This window comes from Actinoplanes sp. NPDC023801 (genome assembly GCF_040639655.1).
Taxonomy (GTDB): domain Bacteria; phylum Actinomycetota; class Actinomycetes; order Mycobacteriales; family Micromonosporaceae; genus Actinoplanes.
Window position 1 is genome coordinate 1 of record NZ_JBFAAI010000074.1, and the last position, 5,078, is coordinate 5,078.

General features: G+C 67.1%; 4 protein-coding genes. All 4 read left to right on the top strand.

The window, feature by feature from the left end; all coding sequences use genetic code 11:
• Positions 1-525 precede the first annotated feature (525 nt).
• The 4 genes from AB0G04_RS44105 (at position 526) to AB0G04_RS44120 (ending at position 5,025) form a co-directional block, all read left to right on the top strand.
• Entirely contained in the window at positions 526-927 is a 402-nt protein-coding gene (locus AB0G04_RS44105) for a transposase (RefSeq protein ID WP_360996711.1), read from the top strand.
• A 161-nt stretch (positions 928-1,088) separates the two neighbouring features.
• A complete protein-coding gene (locus AB0G04_RS44110) occupies positions 1,089-1,406 on the top strand; it encodes a hypothetical protein (protein ID WP_360996714.1) in 318 nt (105 codons plus the stop codon).
• 518 nt (positions 1,407-1,924) lie between these two features.
• Positions 1,925-2,353 carry a hypothetical protein gene (locus AB0G04_RS44115; RefSeq protein ID WP_360996717.1) on the top strand — a complete coding sequence of 143 codons (429 nt, stop codon included), beginning with the start codon at positions 1,925-1,927 and terminating at the stop codon, positions 2,351-2,353.
• Entirely contained in the window at positions 2,350-5,025 is a 2,676-nt protein-coding gene (locus AB0G04_RS44120) for a tetratricopeptide repeat protein (protein WP_360996720.1), read from the top strand. Before AB0G04_RS44115 ends, AB0G04_RS44120 begins: the two co-directional genes overlap by 4 nt.
• The last annotated feature ends 53 nt before the right edge of the window (positions 5,026-5,078 follow it).

Genomic DNA, 5,078 nt, shown 5'->3' on the forward strand with positions numbered 1-5,078 from the left:
TCGTCGTCGACCAGCCACGGTTGCGGGTCGCGCTTCCTCACGTTCCCGACAACGAACACACCAACGATCAGGTCATACCGATGCACCCAATTGAGTTAGGAGTTCTAAGGCAGCCCCCCCCCCGCTGCGCCCGATCGGCGCAGGCTGCTTGCAGAAGCGGTGCGAGTCCGGCGAGCCAGCCGACAGTCTCCCCGTTTACCTGGTCTCGGGTCGCTCCTGCCCGCAGCGGCACTGGCACGGCGCAGCCGTCCTCGTGGTCGATCGGGTTGTGAACGCGAAGTGCCTCGCGGGCCAGGCCGGCGCCTCGCCACCACCAGGGGCTCATGCCGTATTTGGCCTGCAGCTCGGGGCTGACGGGTAAGGCGGTCCAGGGTGCGCATGGGTGAATGATGCAGCCGAGGGTGGAACCTGATCCGGCGGAGGAGTTCCGCTTGGTCCGGTCGAGGACGCCTTCTCGGCGAGCTTGCCGTCCTGCTCGACCGGGGGAGCCTGGTCTGTCTCAAGCTCGGTGAGCGCGGCCGGTTGATGTGGCGCACTCGGCTGCACCGCCGCCGTAAAGGGGAACGCGGCAGTTTCAGCGAGGACGACTACATCGCCTTCCTCGACCAGGCCCACCAGCGGTTACAGGCCCCGATCGTGCTGATCTGGGACAACCTCAACACCCACGTCAGCCACCGCATGCACGCCCTGATCGACGCCCGGCCGTGGCTGACCGTGGTCCGGCTGCCGTCGTACGCACCCGATCTCACTCCGGCCGGAGGTGCCTGGCGATGGATGAAACGCGGCCTGACCAACATCGCCGCCCACGGCGTCGGCCACCTCGCCGACCTGGTCAGACACCGCCTACGCGCTTGTCAGCAACAGACCGATATCCTCGCCCGCTTCTTCGCCGACACCGGCATGACCCTCGACCCGGAACTACCGTGACGGCGCGAACCTCAACCTTTCTACGTCTGTAGCAGCTCGGGATCGGCGTATCGCACGGTCGCTTCCCGGTGCGCGCATTTCCGACAGAAAGGTTGAACCCCGCTCAGCGCCCGGCATGAAATAGACGCAGAGGCACGGCCCGACTACCAAGCGGAGGCGTCATGGTGAAGTCTGACCAGGTCACGGAAGTGCAGGACGACGCGGCAGACGCGGCAAACCTGGCGGAGGTACCGCACGCGTTGGGGTGGTTCTACTGCTGCACCGAATCGAATGGGGTACTGGGTGCGGTAAATGTGGCCACGGCTGCCGCTGTAGGGGTGCGCGTGTCGACTCGTAACTCGGAAGGGTTCGGGGTATGGGTGGAGAAACCGTCCGGTGCGGTGGTGGAGTTGATGCTTGGCCCGTACCCGGATGTGGATTATGCACGTGGGGTGATGACGGCGGTGCTCGATCACGCGGTCAATAACATTAGGCGCTAGGGCTACCGGCCGGCTGCCGGATGCCCTCAGGACTCCAACGGCGAGCGACCATGCGTCGAACGGGTTGAGCGGGTACTTAACAACCTCAACCTTGACGGGTGTGCCCTCTGTCAATCGTCGGCTACCGGACCGGTTGCTGGCTCGAGGCGTGTGGTCAGCCGTCGGACCGGTGGAAGGAACTACAGCGGCGTAATCCCTGCTCAAACCCTGTTCGGGTATTGGCGCGTGGAGGCAATCCGGTCGGGGCGGGAACACTGGTACCGGGGTGTGGCACGTGCAAACCGTAGGTACGGAGAAGGCCGCGATCGCCACCGTTCAACGGATCCTCACACCGGCGTTCGAGACGCTCGCTGAGGCGGTGGCTGCTTGGTCCTCGTCGACCGGCTGGCGGTGCTCGAGCATCCACTCGGCGATTCAGTTTATGCCGGCGTCGGCGGACATCGCGCGATAGTGGTAGACGAAGCCGACACGCGAGCCGTCTGGAGGCGTTACTGGGCGGTGCGGTCCATGATGGTGAAATGACTCGTGGCGGCGGGATCAGATGGCTGGGCTGGCTGGTCGCGGGGTCGATCGCCGTTGCCGGCGGAGTGTGGGTGCTGGTGACCTGGTTGACTGCAGATCAGCTGAGTACGGCTGACCAGACGGCCAGTGTGGTCGCCGCGGCCGTGGCGCTCCTCGGGGTGCCGATCGCAGTGTATGGGCTGTCCCTGGCCAGGCGCGGGACCGCGTCGGCGAATCCGGCCACCCCTGGCGAGGTCCGGCAGAAGGTGAGCTCCGGCGGTACCGCCAACGTGGCCGGCGGGGACCTGACGATCGGCCGGGCCCGAGGCCATGGGGGTTCTGACCTCACCCCGGGCGGCCGGGTTCGGCAGGACGTGCACGCCGGCAAGGACGCGAACGTGGCTGGTGGGGACCTCACGGTCGAGCAAAGCCGTGGCCAACGGTGACTGCTTTGCTCGGGCCGTCGGACGACAATGGCTGCGGCGGGATCCACCAGCACGTGTCGGCCAGCGGGGACGTGGTTGTAGCCGGCCGGGACATCAATATCAACTATTCGGGTGCTGCAGCGTTTGCCGTGCAAAAGTTTGCGGCCCCGCCACCCGCTGGGCTGGCCGAGCTGACCCAGGCACGGCAGCAGCCGAGCGTACTGCTGACCGCGCAACGGCAGACGATCGCGTTTACCGGTCGGGATTCTGAGATGGCCGAGTTGCGGCAATGGCGGGACGAACCGGCCGTGTGCAGCGTGTGGGCGTGGCATGCTCCGGGCGGCCAGGGTAAGACCCGCCTTGGGCAGCAGCTGGGGCGTGAGACTGCGGACGCCGGATGGCGGGTAGGGGTGGCCACCCACCAGGACGCCGCTCCGGGCGAGTCCGGGGCGAAACCGTTGGCCCAGCCGTCGTGGTGGCTACCGGCAGGAAGGCGGCCGTTGCTGCTGCTGGTGGATTATGCGGAACGGTGGCCACTACATGATCTGCTGAAGTTTCTGGGCGACTGCCGGCCGCGGGCGCGGAAGGTACGGGTGTTGTTACTGGCCCGTTCGGTCGACTGGTGGCCCACGGTGGCGGCCGAACTCGACAAACGCGGGTTCACCGCCGGCGGCGGCGGACAGCCATACCTTCTGACGGCGTTGGCCCACGATGTGCCAGGTCGTAGCCGGCTCTTCGAGGCGGCCTGTCGGCGGTTTGCGCAGATTTACCAGCCCGACATACCCGCGCAGGGCTGGCCGGGACAGTGGCACCCACCGGGTGATCTGGGCGACGACAGCGTGTACGGGATCACCCTCGGGATCCACATGGCGGCGCTGGCCACTGTCGACGCCCACACCCGGCAGATGACCCCGCCGGCCTCGGCCGGGGACGTGTCGCGTTACCTGCTCGACCGGGAACGGTCGTACTGGTCCCGGCTGCACGGCAGCGCCCCGGACACGGTCCGCGCTGCGGCGCGCACCGTGCTGCTGGCCTGTCTGACAGGGCCGCAACCACGCGATGACGGGATCAGGCTGCTCGAACTCATCGGGCTCGCGTCCCGCTCGGACGGGGAGAAGCTACTCGACGCGCACGACCGCTGCTATCCGCCCACCAGTACCAGCACCGTGCTGGAACCTGTATATCCAGACCGGCTCGCCGAGGACTTCATCGCGTTGAGCCTGCCCGTCAGCCCCGCCGGTGAACGGATCACCCCCAGCGGGCACACCGACTCCTGGTCGGCGACCACCCTGATCACCACCCACCGCAACCCGGACGGCACCGTCGTCATTGGGCCCGGCCCGCTGACCGCCCGCACCGATGGGCAACCACCTGCCGGACACACCAGCCGGATACTGATCTTCCTCGCTGCTGCAGCCAGCCGGAACCAGCACGTCAAAGGCTGGCTCGACACCATGCTGAGCGCCGACCCCGCCCTCGCCGTCTACGCCGGCGGCGTCGCGCTGAGCGCCGTCGTCCCGTACACCAGCCCTACTCTCGCCGAAACCATCAACCGGCTCCTGCCAGAACGATCCCTGGATCTCGACCCAGCCGCCGCAATCCTGGCCCAACACCTGCTCGACCACTCCGATGACAGCCCCGAACAGCGTGCCCGACGCTCCGGCGAGCTCGCGAGCCGGCTCGCTCATGTCGGCCGCTGGGAGCAGGCCCTGGCCTCGGCCGAAGAATCCGCCAGCCTCTACCGGCAGCTGGCCGAGGTGAATTCGGACGCCTACCTGCCCGACCTTGCCATGGCGTTGAACGGTCTGGGTGCCACGCTGTCGGATCTGGGCCGCCGGAAGCAGGCCCTCGGCCCAATTGAGGAAGCCGTCGGTATCTATCAGGGGTTGGCCGAGGTGAATCCGGACGCCTACCTGCCCGGCCTTGCCATGGCGTTGACCAATCTCGGCGCCAGCCTGGCGAATCTGGGCCGCCTTGAGCATGCTCTCGGCCCGTCCGAGGATGCGGTCGCCATCTATCAGGGGTTGGCCGAGGTGAATCCGGACGCCTACTTACCCGACCTTGCCAAGGCGTTGAACAACCTCGGCGTCCGCGTGGTGGAACTGGGCCGCCTGGAACAGGCTCTTGATTTGGCCGGGGACGTCGTCGATATCTATCAGGGGTTGGCCGAGGTGAATCCGGACGCCTACCTACCCCACCTCGCCATGGCGTTGAACAATCTCGGCGCCAACCTGATGGAGCTCGGCCGCCCAGAACAGGCTCTTGGCCCGACCGACCTGGCCGTGAATATCTGGCGGTTGCTGGCCGAGGCGAACCCGGACGCCTACCTGCCCGACCTCGCCATGGCGTTGACCAATCTCGGCACCAGCCTGTCGACGCTGGACCGCCTCGGGCAAGCCCTCGGCCCGGCCAAGGAGTCGGCCAGTATCTACCACGGGTTGGCGGAGGCGAACCCGGACGCCTACCTACCCAACCTCGCCGCGTCGTTGACCAACCTCAGCCTTCTCCTGCCGGAGCTGAACTGTCTGGAGCAGGCGCTCGGCTTGGCCGAGGGAGCCGTGGCCATTTGTCGTCAGCTGGCCGATGCAAACCCGGATGCACATCTGCCCGACCTTGCCGCGTCGCTGCGTGCCTACGCGTTGGTGTGCGAGGGCGAATTCGAGCCGTCGTCGCAACACTGGTGCTCAGGATGATGCCACGGCCGTGTGGAACACCTCCGCGGGCGTGCGCCATCCCAAGCATTTGC

Bases quoted from the DNA above. Each gene is read 5' to 3' on its own strand.
- AB0G04_RS44110 (WP_360996714.1), top strand. From the start codon at position 1,089: ATGGTGAAGTCTGACCAGGTCACGGAAGTGCAGGACGACGCGGCAGAC.
- AB0G04_RS44105 (WP_360996711.1), top strand. From the start codon at position 526: ATGTGGCGCACTCGGCTGCACCGCCGCCGTAAAGGGGAACGCGGCAGT.
- AB0G04_RS44115 (WP_360996717.1), top strand. From the start codon at position 1,925: ATGACTCGTGGCGGCGGGATCAGATGGCTGGGCTGGCTGGTCGCGGGG.